Annotated in this window: 15 protein-coding genes; all 15 read left to right on the top strand. The window is 68.7% G+C overall.

What is annotated here, in order from left to right:
* Positions 1 to 3: 3 nt before the first annotated feature.
* The 15 genes from rsmH to lpxC all read left to right on the top strand — a co-directional run bounded on the left by rsmH (position 4) and on the right by lpxC (position 18,738).
* Positions 4 to 930 (top strand): 16S rRNA (cytosine(1402)-N(4))-methyltransferase RsmH, encoded by a 927-nt coding sequence (gene rsmH / locus IB278_RS08260; protein ID WP_192323180.1) that lies wholly within the window; start codon positions 4 to 6, stop codon positions 928 to 930.
* Position 931: 1 nt separating this feature from the next.
* Positions 932 to 1,279 (top strand): cell division protein FtsL, encoded by a 348-nt coding sequence (gene ftsL / locus IB278_RS08255; protein WP_145740650.1) that lies wholly within the window; start codon positions 932 to 934, stop codon positions 1,277 to 1,279.
* Positions 1,280 to 1,352: 73 nt separating this feature from the next.
* On the top strand, positions 1,353 to 3,101 hold the full coding sequence (locus tag IB278_RS08250; protein ID WP_145740652.1) for a peptidoglycan D,D-transpeptidase FtsI family protein: 1,749 nt from the start codon (positions 1,353 to 1,355) through the stop codon (positions 3,099 to 3,101).
* Between the two features lie 2 nt (positions 3,102 to 3,103).
* A complete protein-coding gene (locus IB278_RS08245; protein WP_192323179.1) occupies positions 3,104 to 4,657 on the top strand; it encodes a UDP-N-acetylmuramoyl-L-alanyl-D-glutamate--2,6-diaminopimelate ligase in 1,554 nt (517 codons plus the stop codon).
* Complete coding sequence (locus IB278_RS08240; protein ID WP_192323178.1) at positions 4,654 to 6,084, top strand: UDP-N-acetylmuramoyl-tripeptide--D-alanyl-D-alanine ligase; 1,431 nt, start codon at positions 4,654 to 4,656, stop codon at positions 6,082 to 6,084. The genes IB278_RS08245 and IB278_RS08240 overlap by 4 nt, the downstream gene beginning before the upstream one ends.
* Before the next feature lie 15 nt (positions 6,085 to 6,099).
* A complete protein-coding gene (gene mraY / locus IB278_RS08235) occupies positions 6,100 to 7,278 on the top strand; it encodes a phospho-N-acetylmuramoyl-pentapeptide-transferase (protein ID WP_145740656.1) in 1,179 nt (392 codons plus the stop codon).
* Between the two features lie 16 nt (positions 7,279 to 7,294).
* Positions 7,295 to 9,400, top strand: a complete 2,106-nt coding sequence (gene murD, locus IB278_RS08230; protein ID WP_192323177.1) for a UDP-N-acetylmuramoyl-L-alanine--D-glutamate ligase — start codon at positions 7,295 to 7,297, stop codon at positions 9,398 to 9,400.
* On the top strand, positions 9,397 to 10,695 hold the full coding sequence (ftsW, locus tag IB278_RS08225; RefSeq protein ID WP_145740659.1) for a putative lipid II flippase FtsW: 1,299 nt from the start codon (positions 9,397 to 9,399) through the stop codon (positions 10,693 to 10,695). The genes murD and ftsW overlap by 4 nt, the downstream gene beginning before the upstream one ends.
* Positions 10,692 to 11,756: an undecaprenyldiphospho-muramoylpentapeptide beta-N-acetylglucosaminyltransferase gene (gene murG, locus IB278_RS08220; protein WP_145740661.1), complete on the top strand. Its 1,065-nt coding sequence runs from the start codon at positions 10,692 to 10,694 to the stop codon at positions 11,754 to 11,756. Before ftsW ends, murG begins: the two co-directional genes overlap by 4 nt.
* Positions 11,753 to 13,207 carry a UDP-N-acetylmuramate--L-alanine ligase gene (murC, locus tag IB278_RS08215; protein WP_145740662.1) on the top strand — a complete coding sequence of 485 codons (1,455 nt, stop codon included), beginning with the start codon at positions 11,753 to 11,755 and terminating at the stop codon, positions 13,205 to 13,207. The genes murG and murC overlap by 4 nt, the downstream gene beginning before the upstream one ends.
* Positions 13,204 to 14,175, top strand: coding sequence for a D-alanine--D-alanine ligase (locus tag IB278_RS08210; protein WP_145740664.1), 972 nt, complete (start codon positions 13,204 to 13,206; stop codon positions 14,173 to 14,175). The genes murC and IB278_RS08210 overlap by 4 nt, the downstream gene beginning before the upstream one ends.
* A gap of 2 nt (positions 14,176 to 14,177) precedes the next feature.
* Positions 14,178 to 14,966: a cell division protein FtsQ/DivIB gene (locus IB278_RS08205; RefSeq protein ID WP_012746072.1), complete on the top strand. Its 789-nt coding sequence runs from the start codon at positions 14,178 to 14,180 to the stop codon at positions 14,964 to 14,966.
* 23 nt (positions 14,967 to 14,989) lie between these two features.
* On the top strand, positions 14,990 to 16,219 hold the full coding sequence (gene ftsA / locus IB278_RS08200; protein WP_007832444.1) for a cell division protein FtsA: 1,230 nt from the start codon (positions 14,990 to 14,992) through the stop codon (positions 16,217 to 16,219).
* A gap of 169 nt (positions 16,220 to 16,388) precedes the next feature.
* Entirely contained in the window at positions 16,389 to 17,609 is a 1,221-nt protein-coding gene (ftsZ, locus tag IB278_RS08195; RefSeq protein ID WP_012746073.1) for a cell division protein FtsZ, read from the top strand.
* Positions 17,610 to 17,814: 205 nt separating this feature from the next.
* Complete coding sequence (gene lpxC / locus IB278_RS08190) at positions 17,815 to 18,738, top strand: UDP-3-O-acyl-N-acetylglucosamine deacetylase (protein WP_012746074.1); 924 nt, start codon at positions 17,815 to 17,817, stop codon at positions 18,736 to 18,738.
* Positions 18,739 to 18,743: the final 5 nt, after the last annotated feature.

Here is an 18,743-nt window from a genome sequence, read left to right as displayed (position 1 = left end):
GACGTGAACACTCCATGGACCCATACGACCGTCTTGCTGAACGAAGCGGTGGAAGCCCTTCTTTCCGGCAGCACGGCAGCCACCGGCACCTACGTGGATGCGACCTTCGGGCGTGGAGGGCATGCGCGCGCAATCCTCGCGCGGCTGGCGCCGGAAGGCAGGCTGATCGCATTCGACAAGGATGCGGAAGCGGTGGCCGAAGCAGCGCGCATCTCGGATGCGCGTTTTTCCATCCGGCACCAGGGATTCCGTTCGCTGGGCGAATTGCCCGATGCCAGCGTGGCGGGTGTGCTGATGGACCTGGGCGTGAGTTCGCCGCAAATCGACAACCCGGTGCGCGGTTTCAGTTTTCGTTTCGACGGTCCGCTCGACATGCGCATGGATACCACGCGCGGCGAGAGCGTGGCCGATTGGCTGGCAACGGCCGAACTTCAGCAGATTGCAGAGGTGATCCGTGACTATGGCGAAGAACGGTTTGCTGTTCAGATTGCAAAGGCGATTGTTGCTCGCAGACAAGAACGGGGCGCAATTTCAACCACCACCGAACTGGCCGAGCTCGTGGCTGGCGCGGTCAAAACCCGCGAGCCGGGCCAGAACCCTGCAACGCGCACATTTCAGGCTTTTCGGATTTTCATCAACGCCGAGCTTGAAGAGCTGCAACAGGCGCTAGAGGCAAGCCTTTCCGTGCTGCAACCCGGAGGCCGGCTCGCGGTGATCAGCTTCCATTCGCTGGAAGACCGCATCGTGAAGCAGTTCATCGCCAGGCACTCGAAGGAGGTGTACGACCGCCGCGCGCCGTTCGCCGCCCCGAAGGCCATGAAGCTGCGCGCGCTCGAGCGCATCAAGCCCTCGGCCGAAGAGGTGAGCGGCAACCCGCGCTCGCGCAGCGCGATCCTGCGCGTGGCCGAGCGCACCGCCGAGTCTGTCTGACATGGCCCGCCTCAACCTGCTCCTGCTGCTCGCGGTGGTCGCCTCCGCGCTCTACCTCGTGCACACGCAGTACCTGTCGCGCCAGCTCTACACCGAGCTCGACCGCACCCAGCAGGAGGCCCGGCGGCTCGAGCTCGACCACGACCGGCTGCAGGTGGAAAAGCGCGCGCAGGCCACGCCATTGCGCGTGGAGAAGCTGGCCAAGGAGCAGCTGCAGATGCGCACCACCACGCCGGCCATCACGCAGTACGTGCGGCCCGACGGCACGGTGATCCCGGCCGTGGTGGCGCCGCCGCCGGCGCCGCCTGCGACGCCAGCGGCCAAACCCGTCGCGAGGACCCAGCGATGAGCGCCGCGCCGGGCCGTCCCAAGCAAGCTCGCTCCCGCTCGGCGGGAAGGCGCGCAGCGCCAAGGGTGCACCAATGAGCCGTCGCAGCGTCCGCTACACCACCAGTCCCTTGCTCGCGAGCAAGACGCCGGTCTGGCGCAGCAAGTTCATCGTCGCCGGCATCGCCTTCGGCTTCGTGGTGCTCGCGGGCCGGGCCGCCTACGTGCAGGTGTTCAACAACAGCTTCTTCCAGCGGCAGGGCGAAGTGCGCTTTGCGCGCACGCTCGAGCTGCCGGCCAACCGCGGGCGCATCCTCGACCGCAACGGCCTCATCCTGGCGTCCAGCGTGGTGGCGCCGAGCATCTGGGCCATTCCGGAAGACATCGAGCGCGACGACCCCGAGGTGCGGGCCAAGCTCAAGCAGGTGGCCAAGCTGCTCGAGATGCCGCAGAAGGACTTCGACAAGAAGCTCGAGGACGAGGACAAGACCTTTGTCTGGATCAAGCGCCAGGTCGACGAGCCGATCGCCAAGCAGATTGCCGCGCTCAACCTCAAGGGCATCTACCAGCGCAAGGAATACAAGCGCCAGTACCCCGAGGGCGAGGCCGCGGCGCACGTGGTGGGCTTCACCAACGTCGAGGACAACGGACAGGAAGGCATCGAGCTTTCCTTCAACAAGGAGCTGGCCGGCAAGGCCGGCTCGCGCCGCGTCATCAAGGACCGCCTGGGCCGCGTGGTCGAGGGCGTGGGCGAGCAGGTGCCGCCGGTCGACGGCAAGGACATCCAGCTCAGCGTCGACAGCAAGGTGCAGTTCTTCGCCTACCAGAAGCTGCGCGACGCGGTGACGGCACGCAAGGCCAAGGCCGGCAGCGTGGTGGTGCTGGATGCGGTCACCGGCGAGGTGCTGGCGCTGGCCAACTATCCGAGCTACGTGCCCGACAAGCGGCAGAACCTCACGGGCGAGCAGCTGCGCAACCGCGCGCTTACCGACACCTTCGAGCCCGGCTCGACCATGAAGCCGATCACCGTGGCCATGGCGCTGGAGGCCGGCCGCGTGAAGCCCTCCACGCTGATCGAGACCTCGCCCGGCCGCTTCCAGCTGGGCGGCTTCACCATCAGCGACACGCACAACTACGGCACGCTCACGGTCGAGGGCGTGATCCAGAAGTCGAGCAACGTGGGCGCGCTCAAGATCGCCCAGAAGATGACCCCGCACGAGATGTGGGACACCTACACGGCGCTCGGCTACGGCCAGAAGCCGCAGATCCAGTTCCCCGGCGCGGTCACGGGGCGCCTGCGCCCGTGGAAGACCTGGAAGCCGGTCGAGCAGGCCACCATGGCCTATGGCTACGGCCTGTCGGCGTCGCTGTTCCAGATGGCGCATTCGTACACCGCCTTCGCGCATGACGGGGCCATCATTCCGGTCACCATCCTCAAGAGCACCGAGTCACCCGTGGGCGTGCGGGTGTTCTCGCCGTCGAACGCGCTGGCCGTGCGCAAGATGCTGCAGATGGCGGCCGGCCCGGGCGGCACCGGCACGCGCGCGCAGACCATCGGCTACTCGGTCGGCGGCAAGTCGGGCACCGCGCACAAGCAGGTTGGCAAAGGTTACGCGAGCAACAAATATCGCGCCTGGTTCACCGGCATGGCACCGATCGAAAAGCCGCGCATCATCGTCGGCGTGATGATCGACGAGCCGAGCGATGGCCAGTATTTCGGCGGCGTGGCCGCCGCGCCCGTTTTCAGCGAGGTCGTGCAGCAGACCCTGCGCATGATGAACGTTCCGCCCGACCTCGCGGTCAAACCGCTGGTGGTGACGCAAGGCGTCGACGAGAGCTTCTGAGCATGCTGACACTCACTTCCCCCTCGCTCGCCGCGCTCTGGCTCAAGGAGCGCGTGCAGGGCGCGCTGCATGCGGACAGCCGGCCGGTGGGCGCGGGCGACGGCTTCATCGCCTGGCCCGGCGCGGCCACCGACGGGCGCATGCACGTGGCTTCGGCACTGGCGCAGGGCGCTGCGGCCTGCCTGGTCGAGCACCAGGGCGTCGAGGCCTTCGGCTTCGATGGCGACGAGCGCATCGCAAGCTACCCGGGGCTCAAGGCCGCCACCGGTCCGATCGCATCGGCCTTCTACGACGACCCCTCGGCCGCGCTCGAAGTGCTGGCCGTGACCGGCACCAATGGCAAGACCTCCACCGCATGGTGGCTCGCCGAATCGCTCTCCGCGCTGGCCGTGCCCGGCGGCGTTCGCGCGCCGCGGCTCGACGGCAGCGCCGAGCGCGGCGTGCCTTCTCCCTGCGCGGTGATGGGCACGCTGGGCATCGGCGTGCCGCCGGAGCTCGTCTACACCGGCCTCACCACGCCCGACCCGGTGATGATGCAGCGCGAACTGCGCGCGCTCGTGGAGCGCGGCTTCGGCGCCTGCGCCATCGAAGCCTCGTCGATCGGCATCGCCGAACGCCGGCTCGACGGCGCGCGCATCGCGGTGGCGGTGTTCACCAATTTCACGCAGGACCATCTCGATTACCACGGCAGCATGGAGGCCTACTGGCAGGCCAAGGCCGAGCTGTTCCGCTGGCCCGGCCTGCGCGCCGCGGTGATCAACATCGACGACGTGCACGGCGCCAGCCTGTGCGCGAACCTGCTCGAGGCCGGCATCGGCGCGCTCGACGTCTGGACCGTCTCGGCTGCCGGCGCGCCGGCGCGGCTCATGGCGCGCGACGTCGGCTACGACGCGCAGGGCCTGCGGTTCTCGGTGGCCGAACACGACAGCGATGCCGTGGAGCGCATGTCGACCGGCCTGATCGGCCAGTACAACGTGGCCAACCTGCTGGGCGTGCTCGGCACGCTGCGGGCGCTGGGGCTGTCGCTCGCGCAGGCCGTGGCGGCCTGCGCCGGGCTCACCAGCGTGCCGGGCCGCATGGAGCGCGTGGGCGCGGCTGCCAATGCGCCGCTGGCCGTAGTCGACTACGCCCACACGCCCGACGCGCTCGACAAGGCACTGGCCGGCCTGCGCCCGCTCGCGCAGCAGCGCGGCGGCGCGCTCTGGTGCGTGTTCGGCTGCGGCGGCGACCGCGACCCGATCAAGCGCCCGATGATGGCCGCGGTGGCCGAGCGCCAGGCCGACCGCGTGATCGTGACCAGCGACAACCCGCGCAGCGAGAACCCTGACGCGATCATCAGCCAGGTGCTGCTCGGCCTCGCGCGCCCCGAAGCGGCCCAGGTGCAGCCTGACCGCGCGGCCGCCATCGCCGACGCCATTGCGCAGGCCGCACCGCAGGACGTGGTGCTGCTCGCCGGCAAGGGCCATGAAGCCTGGCAGGAAATCGCCGGCCAGCGCATTCCGTTCTCGGACCGCATCCATGCGCTCGATGCACTCACCCGGCGAGGTGCCGCATGAGCCATTCGCCGATGATGTTCACGCTGGCCCAGGCGCAGCAATGGATTTCGGGCGCACGCCTGGTGGGCGACCCGGCAACCACCATTGCCCGCGTCCATACCGACACCCGCACGCTCGCCGAGGGCGACTTGTTCGTGGCGCTCAAGGGCGAACGCTTCGACGCCAACGAATTCCTGGCCGATGCCAAGGCGCGTGGCGCCGTCGCCGCCGTTGCGCACGGCGGCCTCGAGGCGGCCGGCCTGGCCGGCCTCGAGGTGCCCGATTCGCTGGCCGCGCTCGGCGCGCTCGGCGCCGGCTGGCGCGCGCAGTTCGATCTGCCGCTGATCGCCGTGACGGGCAGCAACGGCAAGACGACCGTCACGCAGATGATCGCGGCCGTGCTCGTGGCCTTCAGGGGCGATCGCGCACTCGCGACGGCCGGCAATTTCAACAACGAGATCGGCGTTCCGCTGACGCTGCTGCGCCTGCGCGCGAAGCACCAGCATGCGGTGGTCGAGCTGGGCATGAACCATCCGGGCGAGATCGCACGGCTGGCGGCCATCGCGCGTCCGACCGTCGCGCTGGTCAACAACGCGCAGCGCGAGCACCTGGAGTTCATGGCCACCGTGGAAGCCGTGGCGCTCGAGAACGGCGCGGTGTTTTCCTTCGTGCCGGAGGACGGCACCGCGGTGTTCCCGCACGGCGACGAATTCACGCCGCTGTGGAACGACATGGCGCACGACGGCGCCACGCGCCGCTGCATGACCTTCGGCGAGCAGGAAGACGCCGACATCTCGCTGGTGGCCGCCGAATGGCGGCAGGGCGCATGGCAAGCGCGCATCCGCACGCCGCTGGGCGACTTCGATGCGCAGCTGCACATCGCGGGCCGGCACAACGTCGTCAATGCGCTGGCAGCCACCGCGTGCGCGCTCGCCGCCGGCATTCCGCCCGAAGTCATTGCCCGCGGCCTCACGGCCTTCGCACCGGTCAAGGGCCGCTCCAAGGCGAGCGCGGTGGTGCTGCCCGGCGGGCATTCGCTCACGCTGGTGGACGACAGCTACAACGCCAATCCCGATTCCGTGCGCGCGGCCATCGACGTGCTTGCGGCCTTGCCCGGCCCGCGCCTGCTGGTGCTCGGCGACATGGGCGAGGTCGGCAACCGCGCGCCCGAGTTCCATGCCGAGGTCGGCGACTGGGCGCGCCAGCGCGGCATCGAGGCCGTGCATGCGCTCGGCGCCGAAACCGCGCACAGCATCGCGGCCTTCAACGGCGGCGACAACGGCCGCCACTTCCCGGATATCGAGGCGCTCGTCGCCGCGGTGCTGGCGCGGCTGCCCCAGGTGGGGAGCGTGCTCGTCAAGGGCTCGCGCTTCATGAAGATGGAGCGCGTGGTGCAGGCGATCGAGCAATCACGACAACAACAAAAGGAGGCCGGTCATGACGCATGAGCCGCGCGACACCACATGCTGATGAGCCTGGCCCAATGGCTGCAGACACTTTCGCCCGAGTTCGGGTTCCTGCGCGTTTTCCAGTACCTCACGTTCCGTGCGCTGATGGCTGCGCTGACGGCGCTGGTCGTCGGCCTGGTGGCCGGCCCCTACGTGATCCGCCGGCTGGCCGCGCTCAAGATCGGCCAGCCGGTGCGCGGCTATGGCATGGAAACGCACCTGACCAAGAGCGGCACGCCCACCATGGGCGGCGTGCTGGTGCTGTTCGCCATCGCCTTCGCCACGCTGATGTGGTTCGACCCCTCCAACCGCTTCGTCTGGATCGTGCTGTGGGTCACGCTGGGCTTCGGCGCCATCGGCTGGGTCGACGACTGGCGCAAGGTGGTGCGCAAGGACCCGGAGGGCATGCGTTCGCGCGAGAAGTATTTCTGGCAGTCGGTGGTCGGCCTGATCGCGGGCTTCTACCTGCTCTTCAGCATCTCGGAGAGCTCGAACTGGCGCGTGCTGCAGCTGTTCTTCGCCTGGGTGCAGTCGGGCTTCGACCTCGACTTTCCGCCCAAGATCAACCTGCTGGTGCCCTTCTTCAAGGAAGTGAGCTATCCGCTCGGCGGCATCGGCTTCGTGATCCTGACCTATCTGGTGATCGTGGGCGCGAGCAACGCGGTCAACCTGACCGACGGCCTGGACGGCCTGGCGATCATGCCGGTGGTGATGGTGGGCTCGGCGCTGGGCGTGTTCGCCTACGTCACGGGCAGCGCGGTGTATTCCAAGTACCTGCTGTTCCCCAACATCCCGGGCTCGGGCGAGCTGCTGGTGTTCTGCTCGGCCATGGCCGGCGCGGGCCTCGCGTTCCTCTGGTTCAACACCCATCCGGCGCAGGTCTTCATGGGCGACGTGGGCGCGCTGGCGCTCGGCGGCGCACTGGGCACCATCGCGGTCATCGTGCGCCAGGAGATTGTGTTCTTCATCATGGGCGGCATCTTCGTGGTCGAGGCGATCTCGGTGATGGCGCAGGTCATGTACTTCAAGTACACCAAGAAGCGCTACGGCGAGGGCCGCCGCGTGCTCAAGATGGCGCCGCTGCACCACCACTTCGAGAAGAGCGGATGGCGCGAGACGCAGGTCGTGGTGCGCTTCTGGATCATCACGATGCTGCTGTGCCTCGTGGGCCTGTCGACGCTGAAGCTGCGGTGAAAAGAAGAGAAATCACATGCGGCACCTGAAAGACCTCCCCGTATTGATCCTCGGCCTCGGTGCGTCCGGGCTGGCGATGGCGCGCTGGTGCGCGCGCCACGGCGCGGCCGTCACGGTGGCCGATACGCGGGAGGCGCCGGCGCTGCTTGCGACGCTTCGGGCGGAATGGCCCGAGGTCGCGTTCATCGGCGGGCCGTTCTCGGCCGCGCTGGTCGAAGGCACACCGATCTGTGCCGTGTACCGCTCGCCGGGGCTGTCCCCCGCGACCATTGCACCGGTCGTCGATGCGGCGCGGGCCGTGGGGCTCGCGGTCGGCGGCGAACTGGATCTGTTTGCACGCGCGCTGCTGGACCTGCGGACCGTCGAGCTGCCCGCGGTCGAAGCGGCAGCTGAAGTGCCGGAAGACGAGCCTGTGGTGGAGGTGCCGGCGGAGCCCGTCGCAGAACTCGAGGCGCAGGGCGAATTGCCACTCGCTGGCGAACCGGCGGAAGCTGTGGCGGCCCCGGCACCGCAAGAGCCGGCAACGCCCGAGATGCCGGAAGCGGCAGAGCCCGCTGCCGATGCGGCAGAAGCCGAACCCGCACCGCCCACCGCGCAGGCCGAAGCCATGCCGCGCGACCCGTCGCTGAGCGTTCCCGCCGCGCCGCCGCCCGAAGAAGAGCAACAGCCGGCGCAGGAAGAGGCGCCGGCAGCCGAGGCGCAAGAAGCCCCCGCGCCGGCACCCGCACCGGCCTCCGCCACCGTGTCGCGCCTGCCGACCCCCGGCCAGCCCTACGTCCCCACGGCCGCCAGGGAGGCCGCCGAGTTCGTCGCGAAGATCGCCGAACTCTCCGCCACCAACCCGGCCTCCGCCGCGGTCGAGGAAGAAGACACGCCGCAGCTCAAGCTGGTGCCGATCGAGGAGCCGCCGGCGCCCAAGGGCTACACGCCCGCGGTGCTCGCCGTCACCGGCACCAACGGCAAGACCACCGTCACCGCGCTCACCGGCCAGCTGGTCGAGCGCGCGGGCAAGAGCGTGGCCGTGGCCGGCAACATCGGGCCGACGCTGCTCGACACCCTGGCCGCGCACATCGATGCCGAGACGCTGCCCGACGTCTGGGTGCTCGAACTCTCGAGCTTCCAGCTGGACGGCGTGCAGGGCTTCGAGCCGACCGCCGCCACGGTGCTCAACCTCACGCAGGACCATCTCGACTGGCATGGCGACATGCCGCATTACGCCGCGGCCAAGGCGCGCATCTTCGGCACGCAGGGGCTCATGGTGCTCAACCGCGACGATCCCGGCGTGATGGCCATGCTGCCTGCGCCCGTCAAGGTGAAGCTGCAGCGCCCGCAGGTTCGTGCCCATGTCACCTTCGGCGCCTCGATGCCGCAGCGCCCCGGCGACTACGGCATCGAACGCGTCAACGGCATGGCCTGGCTGGTGCGCGCACTCGAAGCCGACGAGACGCAGAAGCGCAAGCGCGGCGCGGTGGTCGAGGAAGAAATCTTCCTGCAGCGCCTGCTGCCCGCCGACGTGCTGCGCATCCGCGGCCGCCACAACGCGATGAACGCACTGGCGGCGCTCGCGCTGGCCAGCGCCGCCGGCTGCCCGCTCGGCCCCATGCTTTATGGCCTGCGCGAATACCGCGGCGAGCCGCACCGCGTGGAGCCGATCGCCATCGTCGACGAGGTCGAGTACTTCGACGACAGCAAGGGCACCAACGTCGGTGCAACGGTCGCCGCGCTCAACGGCCTGGGCGAAGACCGGCGCGTGGTCGTGATCCTCGGCGGCGAGGGCAAGGGCCAGGACTTCGAACCGCTGGCCGGGCCCGTGGCGCAGTACGCGCGCGCCGTGGTGCTCATCGGCCGCGATGCGCCGCTGATCGAGCAGGCGCTGGCCGCCACCGGTGCTTCGCTGATGCACGCGGGCTCGATGCAGGAGGCCGTCAAGCTGGCCGCCGCGCGCGCCAACCCCGGCGATGCCGTGCTGCTGTCACCGGCCTGTGCGAGCTTCGACATGTTCAAGGACTACGAGCACCGCGCGGCCGTGTTCCGCGAGGCCGTGCAGGCGCTTGCGGACGACCCGCGCGAGGCGGCCCCGTCGTCGAACGATGCCGACTTTTCTTCGGGAGACCCGGTTTGAACACCACGGCCGCCGGCGCCACGCCCAATGCAAAGACCAGCCGGTTCGGCGGCTGGTTCCGGCGCGCGCGCAGCGGCATCGACTCGCTGCCGGTGCACCTGCCGGTGCGGCTGGGCGGCGCCGGCGTCACGCAGACCAAGGCCGCGCCGATGCGCGTGCTGGGCTTCGACCAGGCGCTGGTCTGGGTCACCGTGGCGCTGCTCACCTGGGGCCTGGTGATGGTCTATTCGGCCTCCATCGCGCTGCCGGACAACCCGCGCTTCGCGCGTGCGGGCTACAGCGCGTCGTTCTTCCTCACGCGGCACGCGGCCTCGGTGGTGTTCGCGTTCATCGCGGCGCTGCTGGCCTTCCAGATTCCCATGAAGACCTGGGAGCGCGCCGCGCCCTGGCTCTTCGTGGCCTCGCTGCTGCTGCTGGTGGCGGTGCTCATCCCGCACATCGGCATCAACGTCAATGGCGCGCGGCGCTGGCTGCCGCTGGGCTTCATGCGCTTCCAGCCGTCCGAGCTCGCCAAGCTCGCGATGGTGCTCTATGCCGCCAGCTACATGGTGCGCAAGATGGAGATCAAGGAACGCTTCTTCCGCGCCGTGCTGCCGATGGGCGTGGCGGTGGTGGTGGTCGGCATGCTGGTGATGGCCGAACCCGACATGGGTGCATTCATGGTGATTGCCGTGATTGCCATGGGCATCCTGTTCCTGGGCGGCGTGAACGCGCGCATGTTCTTCGTGATCGCGGCGCTGGTGGTGGTGGCCTTCGGCACCATCGTGGCCACCAGCTCGTGGCGCCGCGAGCGCATCTTCGCGTACCTCGATCCATGGAGCGAGGAGCACGCGCTGGGCAAGGGCTACCAGCTGTCGCACTCGCTGATCGCCATCGGCCGCGGCGAGGTCTTCGGCGTCGGCCTGGGCGGCAGCGTCGAGAAGCTGCACTGGCTGCCCGAGGCACACACCGACTTCCTGCTCGCGGTGATCGGCGAGGAGTTCGGCCTGGTCGGCGTGCTGCTGATCATCGGCCTGTTCCTCTGGCTGACGCGCCGCGTCATGCACATCGGCCGCCAGGCGATCGCGCTCGACCGCGTGTTCTCGGGCCTCGTGGCGCAGGGCGTGGGCGTGTGGATCGGCTTCCAGGCCTTCATCAACATGGGCGTGAACCTCGGCGCACTGCCAACCAAGGGGCTCACCTTGCCGCTGATGAGCTTCGGCGGCTCGGCCATCCTGATGAACCTGGTGGCGCTCGCTGTCGTGCTGCGCATCGACTACGAGAACCGCGTGTTGATGCGGGGGGGACGCATATGACCGGCCGCACCGCACTCGTCATGGCCGGCGGCACCGGCGGCCACATCTTCCCGGGGCTCGCGGTGGCCGAGGCGCTGCGCGAGCGCGGCTGGCGCGTGCACTGGCTGGGCGCGCCCGGCAGCATGGAAGAAAAGCTCGTGCCGCCGCGCGGCTTTGCCTTCGAGCCGGTGCAGTTCGGCGGCGTGCGCGGCAAGGGGCCGCTCACGCTGTTCCTGCTGCCGCTGCGGCTTCTGCGCGCGTTCTGGCAGAGCATCGGCGTGGTGCGCCGCGTGCAGCCCCACGTCGTCGTCGGCCTGGGCGGCTACATCACCTTTCCGGGCGGAATGATGAGCGTGCTGCTCAACAAGCCGCTGGTGCTGCATGAGCAGAACTCGGTGGCCGGCCTTGCCAACAAGGTGCTGGCGGGTGTGGCCGACCGCGTGTTCACGGCCTTCCCCAACGTGCTGAAGAAGGCGCAGTGGGTGGGCAACCCGCTGCGCGCGGCGTTCACCTCGCAACCCGAGCCGGCCGTGCGCTTCGCAGGCCGCAGCGGACCGCTGCGGCTCCTGGTGGTGGGCGGCAGCCTGGGGGCCAAGGCGCTCAACGCCGTGGTGCCGCAGGCGCTGGCGCGCATCGCGCCGGCCGCGCGCCCGCGGGTGCTGCACCAGAGCGGCGCCAAACAGATCGACGAGCTGCGCGCCAACTATGCGGCAGCCGGCGTGGAGGGCGAACTCACGCCCTTCATCGAAGACACCGCGCAGGCCTATGCCGACGCCGACATCATCGTCGCGCGCGCCGGGGCCAGCACCGTGACAGAAATCGCGGCCGTCGGCGCAGCAGCGCTGTTCGTGCCTTTTCCCTCGGCGGTCGACGACCACCAGACCACCAACGCGCGCTTCCTCGTCGACGCGGGCGGCGGATGGCTGGTGCAGCAGGCCGACCTCACTCCTGAATTGCTGGCTGATTTGCTACAGAAAACCGAGCGCACCGCGCTGATCGACAAGGCCACCAGGGCCAAAACCATGCAGAAGACCGAAGCCGTCGAGGCCGTCGTCCGCGCCTGCGAGGAGCTTGCCAGATGAAGCACGCGATCCGTCACATCCATTTCGTGGGCATCGGCGGCTCGGGCATGAGCGGCATCGCCGAGGTGCTGTTCAACCTGGGCTACCGCATCACCGGCTCCGACCTGGCCGACAGCGCCACCCTGCGCCGGCTCGCGGGCCTGGGCATCGGCACCTTCGTGGGCCATGCCGCTGCGCACATCGACGGCGCGGATGCGGTCGTCACTTCCACCGCGGTGCAGTCGGACAACCCCGAGGTGCTGGCCGCGCGCGAGAAGCGCATTCCCGTGGTGCCGCGTGCGCTGATGCTGGCCGAACTGATGCGGCTCAAGCAGGGCATCGCGATCGCGGGCACGCACGGCAAGACCACCACCACCAGCCTGGTGGCGAGCGTGCTCGATGCGGCCGGGCTCGATCCCACCTTCGTGATCGGCGGGCGCCTGAACAGCGCCGGCGCCAACGCGCAGCTCGGCAGCGGCGACTACATCGTGGTGGAAGCCGACGAGTCGGACGCCTCGTTCCTGAACCTGCTGCCCGTGATGGCAGTGGTCACGAACATCGATGCCGACCACATGGAAACCTACGGGCACGACTTCGCAAGGCTCAAGAAGGCTTTTGTCGATTTCCTGCACCGCATGCCGTTCTATGGCGTGGCCATCCTGTGCACCGACGATCCGGCGGTGCGCGACATCGTGGCCGAAGTCACCTGCCCGGTGACGAGCTACGGCTTCGGCGAGGAAGCCCAGGTGCGCGCGATCGACGTGCGCGCGGTGGGCGGCCAGATGCATTTCACGGCCCAGCGGCGCAACGGCGTCACGCTGCCCGACCTGCCGATCGTGCTGAACCTGCCGGGCGAGCACAACGTGCGCAACGCGCTTTCGGTGATCGCGGTGGCGGTGGAGCTCGGCATTCCCGACGAAGCGGTGCAGCGCGGACTGGCCGGCTTCAAGGGCGTGGGCCGCCGCTTCCAGAGCTATGGCGAGGTGGCCGCGCAGGGCGAGCCGGCCGGCAGCTTCACGGTGATCGACGACTACGGCCATCACCCGGTCGAGATGGCCGCGACCATTGCCGCCGCGCGCGGCGCGTTCCCGGGGCGCCGGCTGGTGCTGGCCTTCCAGCCGCACCGCTACACCCGCACGCGCGACTGCTTCGAGGACTTCGTCAAGGTCATCGGCAATGCCGACGCGGTGCTGCTGGGCGAGGTCTATGCCGCGGGCGAGCCGCCCATCGTGGCAGCGGACGGCCGCACGCTGGCGCGCGCCCTGCGCGTGGCCGGCAAGGTGGAGCCGGTGTTCGTCGACGACATCGGCGCCATGCCGCAGGCCATCCTGGACAACGCGCGCGCCGGCGACGTGGTGCTTTGCATGGGTGCGGGCTCCATTGGCGCCGTGCCGGGCAAGGTGGTTGAAATCGCAGCCGCGGCATCGCTGCCGCCAACAACGCGCAGCAGGCGCAAGGGGGAGGCAGCATGAGCCTTCAGGATCCAAAGCAATTCGGCAAGGTGGCCGTGCTGTTCGGCGGAAGCTCCGCCGAGCGCGAAATCTCGCTCCTTTCCGGCAATGGCGTGCTCGGGGCGCTGCGCTCGCGCGGTGTCGATGCGCATGCCTTCGATCCCGCCGAGCGCGACCTGGTCGAGCTGCGGCGCGAGGGTTTCGCGCGCTGCTTCATCGCGCTGCACGGCCGGCACGGCGAGGACGGCACGGTGCAGGGCGCGCTCGAGCTGCTCGGTATTCCCTATACCGGCTCGGGCGTGATGGCTTCGAGCGTGGCCATGGACAAGGTCATGACCAAGCGCATCTGGCAGGCCGACGGGCTGCCGACGCCCAGGTACGTGCGCCTGGCTTTCGACCAGCAAAGCCGCGAGCAGATCCGCGCCGTGCCCGACGTGCTCGGGCTGCCGCTCATCGTGAAGCCGCCGCGCGAGGGCTCGTCGATCGGCGTGACCAAGGTTGAGGGCTACTCGCAGATGCAGGATGCCGTGGCGCTGTCGGCGAAGTACGACGCCGACGTGCTGTGCGAGGAGTTCATCGAAGGCGAGGAAGTGACCTGCGCCGTGCTCGGCAGCGGCCTCGACGCCCGTGCGCTGCCCGTGGTGCGCATTGCCGCGCCCGAAGGCGCCTACGACTACCAGAACAAGTACTTCACCGACGACGTGAAGTACCACTGCCCGAGCGGCCTGCCCGAAGCCGAGGAGCACGAGATCCAGCGCATCACGCTGGCCGCGTACCACACACTCGGCTGCCGCGGCTGGGGCCGCGCCGACGTGATGATCCGCGCGAGCGACCGCAAGCCTTTCCTGCTCGAGATGAACACCTCGCCCGGCATGACCAGCCATTCGCTGGTGCCCATGTCGGCGCGCGCATCGGGCATCGCCTACGAAGACTTGTGCCTGCGCGTGCTGGCCTCGGCTTCGCTGGATGCCGCGGGGGGAGCGCAATAGCCATGGCCGACAGCATCCCTGTTCCGTTCGACGTCAAGCTCATGAACATCGTCTCGAACCTGGCGTTCGTGGTGGTGGCGCTCATGCTGCTGGCGGCGGGCGCATGGTGGGTGCTGCGCCAGCCGTTCTTTCCGATCGGCGGCATCAAGGTCGATGGCGACGTGACGCACAACAACGCCGTGACGCTGCGCGCCAACGTCGCGCCGCAACTCGCGGGCAACTTCTTCACCGTCGACCTGGCGCGTGCGAGAACCGCTTTCGAGTCGGTGCCCTGGGTGCGCAAGGCGGTGGTGCGGCGCGAGTTCCCGAACAAGCTGCGCGTGACGCTGACCGAGCAGGTGCCGGTGGCCAACTGGGGCGACGAGGCCGGCTCGAAGCTGATCAACGGCTTTGGCGAGGTGTTCGAAGCCAACGTGGCCGAGGTGGACGACCGGCTGCCGCGGCTCGACGGTCCCATCGAGCAGGCCGGGCAGGTGCTTGGCATGTACCGCGTGATTGCGCCGCTGTTCCCGCCCTACGACTTCAGCGTGGAAGAACTCACGCTGTCGAGCCGGGGCAGCTGGAAGGCGGTGCTGGACACCGGCGCCGAGATCGAGCTGGGCCGCGGCCAGGCCGAGGAGGTGACGGCCCGCACGCAGCGTTTCCTGAAGACCGTGACCCAGGTCGCGGGCCAGTACCGCCGCACCGCGGCGGACGTCGAGGGGGCCGACCTGCGGCACAACGACGCCTATGCGCTGCGTCTTCGCGGTGTCACCACGGTCGTTGCCGACCCCAAGACGAAGAAGAAATAGATAGCGAATACCGAGGACATTCAATGCCCAAAGAATACAAAGACCTGGTTGTCGGACTCGACATCGGAACCGCCAAGGTGATGGTGGTCGTCGCCGAGGTGCTGCCCGGCGGCGAACTCAAGCTGGCGGGGCTCGGCATCGCGCCGAGCAACGGCCTCAAGCGAGGCGTGGTGGTGAACATCGACGCCACGGTGCAGAGCATCCAGCAGGCCTTGAAGGAGGCCGAGCTGATGGCCGACTGCAAGATCAGCCGCGTCTACACCGGCATCACCGGCAGCCACATCCGCGGCATCAATTCGAGCGGCATGGTGGCGGTGAAGGACAAGGAGGTCACGCCCGCCGACGTGGCCCGCGTGGTGGAAACTGCGCGCGCCATCAACATCTCGAGCGACCAGCGCCTGCTGCTGGTGGAGCCGCAGGAATTCGTGATCGACGGGCAGGACGTGAAGGAGCCGATCGGCATGAGCGGCATGCGGCTCGAGGCCAAGGTGCACATCGTGACCGGCGCGCAGAGCGCGGCCGAGAACATCATCAAGTGCGTGCGCCGCTGCGGCCTCGAGGTCGACCAGCTGATGCTCAATCCGCTGGCCTCCAGCCAGGCGGTGCTGACCGAGGACGAGCGCGAGCTCGGCGTGGTGCTGGTGGACATCGGCGCGGGCACCACCGACGTGGCCATCTTCACCAACGGCGCGATCCGCCACACGGCGGTGATCCCGATCGCGGGCGACCTGATCACCAGCGACATCGCGATGGCGCTGCGCACGCCCACCAAGGACGCGGAAGACATCAAGGTCGAAAACGGCTATGCCAAGCAGCTGCTGGCCGACCCCGACACGCAGGTGGAAGTGCCGGGCCTGGGCGACCGCGGTCCGCGCATGCTGAGCAAGCAGGCGCTGGCCGGCGTGATCGAGCCGCGCATCGAGGAGATCTTCTCGCTGGTGCAGCAGGTGGTGCGCGAGTCGGGCTACGAAGAGGTGCTGTCCTCGGGCGTGGTGCTCACGGGCGGCAGCGCGGTGATGCCCGGTATGGTCGAGCTCGGCGAGGACATCTTCCTGAAGCCGGTGCGGCGCGGCATTCCGAAGTATTCGAGCGCGCTCTCCGACATGGTGGCGCAGCCGCGCGCCGCCACCGTGATGGGCCTGCTCGAGGAAGCACGCTTCGCACGCATGCGCGGCTTCAAGGTCGCGCAGAAGAACGGATCCGTAAAGACTGCGTTCGGGCGTTTCAAGGACTTCATCGTGGGGAACTTCTGACCATGAACCACTCCCCACTCTGGCTCGCACGCGGCGGTCCGCCCTTGCATTTCAACGAGCGATGGCGGCGCACGGGTCCACCGCCGCGACGACAGCTTCGTTGAACTCGTCAAGACACCAGAAAAATTCATAGATACACAACGGCAACTGCAAATTCAAGGAGTTAGAAATGACCATCGAAATGATCGAAGTCGAAGAATTCAACCAAGGCACCCAGATCAAGGTGATCGGCGTCGGCGGCGGCGGCGGCAATGCCGTCGCGCACATGATGGAGCGCGGCGTGCAGGGCGTGCAGTTCGTCTGCGCCAACACCGACGCGCAGGCGCTCCAGCGCAGCAACGCGCACAAGATCATCCAGCTGGGCACCAGCGGCCTGGGCGCGGGCAGCAAGCCCGACAAGGGCCGTGACGCGGCCGAAGCCGCGGTGGACGACATCCGCGCCGCCATCGACGGCGCGCACATGCTGTTCATCACGGCCGGCATGGGCGGCGGCACCGGTACCGGCGCCGCACCGGTGATCGCGCGCGTGGCCAAGGAAATGGGCATCCTCACCGTGGGCGTGGTGACCAAGCCCTTCGACTGGGAAGGCGGCCGCCGCATGACCAATGCCGACGCCGGCCTGGCCGAGCTCGAGGCCAACGTCGACTCGCTGATCGTGGTGCTCAACGAGAAGCTGCTCGACGTGCTGGGCGAGGACATCACCCAGGACGAAGCCTTCGCGCATGCCAACGACGTGCTCAAGAACGCGGTGGGCGGCATCTCGGAAATCATCAACGAGTACGGCGGCGTGAACGTCGACTTCGAAGACGTGCGCACCGTGATGGGCGAGCCCGGCAAGGCCATGATGGGCACGGCCGCTGCTGCCGGCCCGGACCGCGCGCGCATTGCCGCCGAGCAGGCCGTGGCCTGCCCGCTGCTCGAAGGCATCGACCTCTCGGGCGCCAAGGGCGTGCTGGTGCTGGTGACCGCATCGAAGGGCTCGCTGAAGCTCAACGAGTCGAAGCTCGCGATGAACACCATCCGCGCCTACGCCTCGCCCGATGCGCACGTGATCTATGGCGCGGCCTACGACGAGAGCCTGGGCGACCAGATGCGCGTGACGGTGGTCGCCACCGGCCTGTCGCGCGCCGATGCGCGCCGCCAGGCACCGACGCTCGAAGTGATCCGCACCGGCACCGACAACATCCCGTTCAACGTGCCCACGCTCGGCGCCGGCCATGCGGGCCACGCCGGCCACGGCGGCGGCAACCAGCCGAACTACGACGGCATGGCCGTTCCCAGCGTGTGGCGCACGAACCGCACCATGGCCGCGGCCAAGGTGGACGCGCTGTCGTCGGGCGGCATGGACGATTTCGAGATCCCGGCATTCCTGCGCCGTCAAGCCGATTGACGGCAAGGCAACCGAACGCAGAGGGCACGAAGGTTCGCAAGGGGTACGGGGAAGACCTGAAAGGGACTTCTGCCGGCTCTAGGCGCTGCGTCCGCTTCGTGCCCTTTGCGTCCATCGCCGGTCGGTGGGCATAGAACCCATGTCTATCGCTGCCATAGCGAGGGGAATAGGGCGGCACGGGCGCCGCGCGCCTAAAATCTTCGGCGTGCTGCAACAACGAACCCTCAAGTCGATCAGCCGCGCCGTGGGCGTGGGGCTTCACAGCGGCCAGCGCGTGGAACTCACGCTGCGCCCCGCTCCGGTGGACACCGGCATCGTGTTCCGGCGTGTCGACCTGCCCGAGCCGGTCGACATCCGCATGACCGCCGAAGCGGTGACCGACACGCGCCTGGCCTCCACCGTCTCGACCGGCGGCGCCAAGGTGCAGACGGTCGAGCACCTGATGTCGGCCTGCGCCGGCCTCGGGATCGACAACCTCTACATCGACATCACGGCCGACGAAGTGCCGATCCTCGACGGGTCGGCCTCGTCCTTCGTGTTCCTGCTGCAAAGCGCGGGCATCGAGCTGCAGAAGGCGCCGCGCCGCTTCATCCGCGTGACGCGCAAGGTCGAGGTGCGCGAGGGCGAGGGCGCCAACGAGAAGTGGGCGAGCCTGGAGCCCTACCACGGCTACAAGCTGAGCTTCGAGATCGACTTCGACCACCGCGTGGTCAATTCCACCGGCCAGCGCGTGGAGTTCGACCTCGGCACCGACTCCTACAGCCGCGACATCGCACGCGCGCGCACCTTCGGCTTCACCAAGGAAGTCGAGTACATGCGCAGCAAGGGCCTGGCGCTCGGCGGCGGCCTGGACAACGCCATCGTGATGGACGACACCAAGGTGCTCAATGCCGGGGGCCTGCGCTACGACGACGAGTTCGTGAAGCACAAGATCCTCGACGCCATGGGCGACCTCTACATCATCGGCAAGCCGCTGCTCGCGGCCTACACCGCGTTCCGCTCGGGCCATGCGCTCAACAACAAGCTGCTGCGCGAACTGCTGGCCCACAGCGACGCCTACGAGGTCGTCACCTTCGAAGACGAAAAGCGCGCACCGCGCGGCTTCGGCGAAGTGGCGCGGGCCTGGTAGGCCGC

The sequence above is a fragment of the Variovorax sp. VRV01 genome (assembly GCF_014852545.1).
In the GTDB taxonomy this organism is placed as follows: domain Bacteria; phylum Pseudomonadota; class Gammaproteobacteria; order Burkholderiales; family Burkholderiaceae_C; genus Variovorax; species Variovorax beijingensis_A.
Note: the sequence above shows the minus strand (reverse complement) of the source record. Positions and strands in the feature narration are given on the sequence as shown.

Excerpts from the sequence above, each read along its gene's own strand:
- ftsL (WP_145740650.1), top strand. The coding sequence starts at position 932 with ATGGCCCGCCTCAACCTGCTCCTGCTGCTCGCGGTGGTCGCCTCCGCG.
- IB278_RS08250 (WP_145740652.1), top strand. The coding sequence starts at position 1,353 with ATGAGCCGTCGCAGCGTCCGCTACACCACCAGTCCCTTGCTCGCGAGC.
- IB278_RS08245 (WP_192323179.1), top strand. The coding sequence starts at position 3,104 with ATGCTGACACTCACTTCCCCCTCGCTCGCCGCGCTCTGGCTCAAGGAG.
- IB278_RS08240 (WP_192323178.1), top strand. The coding sequence starts at position 4,654 with ATGAGCCATTCGCCGATGATGTTCACGCTGGCCCAGGCGCAGCAATGG.
- mraY (WP_145740656.1), top strand. The coding sequence starts at position 6,100 with ATGCTGATGAGCCTGGCCCAATGGCTGCAGACACTTTCGCCCGAGTTC.
- murD (WP_192323177.1), top strand. The coding sequence starts at position 7,295 with ATGCGGCACCTGAAAGACCTCCCCGTATTGATCCTCGGCCTCGGTGCG.
- murG (WP_145740661.1), top strand. The coding sequence starts at position 10,692 with ATGACCGGCCGCACCGCACTCGTCATGGCCGGCGGCACCGGCGGCCAC.
- murC (WP_145740662.1), top strand. The coding sequence starts at position 11,753 with ATGAAGCACGCGATCCGTCACATCCATTTCGTGGGCATCGGCGGCTCG.
- IB278_RS08210 (WP_145740664.1), top strand. The coding sequence starts at position 13,204 with ATGAGCCTTCAGGATCCAAAGCAATTCGGCAAGGTGGCCGTGCTGTTC.
- IB278_RS08205 (WP_012746072.1), top strand. The coding sequence starts at position 14,178 with ATGGCCGACAGCATCCCTGTTCCGTTCGACGTCAAGCTCATGAACATC.
- ftsA (WP_007832444.1), top strand. The coding sequence starts at position 14,990 with ATGCCCAAAGAATACAAAGACCTGGTTGTCGGACTCGACATCGGAACC.
- ftsZ (WP_012746073.1), top strand. The coding sequence starts at position 16,389 with ATGACCATCGAAATGATCGAAGTCGAAGAATTCAACCAAGGCACCCAG.